Raw genomic sequence first — 276 nt, 5'->3', positions numbered from 1 at the left:
GATGCGCGAGAACACCGACGTGGGCGAAGTGGAAAACCTCATGGACCTCGCCGGCCTGCAAGCCGACGCCGGCCAGAGCCGCGAGGCGCTGCTCGGTTTCGAACAGGCGCGGCGCAAGCTGCAGCAGAGCGTCGGCGACCGCCATCCGCTGCAGGTCGAGATCGGCCGCAACCTGGCCCAGCTGCGGCGCGGCCTGGGCCAGCTCGGCGACGCCGAGCGCGACGCCAGCGACGCGCTGGCGATCGCGCTGGAGGTCAACGGCGCGCAGCACCCGGC

The 276-nt window shown here is 73.2% G+C and carries 1 protein-coding gene; it reads left to right on the top strand.

Features of this window, described 5'->3' with window-relative positions:
• A partial coding sequence (locus HKX41_11355; protein NNC24728.1) for a tetratricopeptide repeat protein occupies positions 1-276 on the top strand: 276 nt, incomplete at both ends.

This window comes from Salifodinibacter halophilus (genome assembly GCA_012999515.1).
Classification (GTDB): Bacteria; Pseudomonadota; Gammaproteobacteria; order Nevskiales; family Salinisphaeraceae; genus Salifodinibacter; species Salifodinibacter halophilus.
Note: the sequence above shows the minus strand (reverse complement) of the source record. Positions and strands in the feature narration are given on the sequence as shown.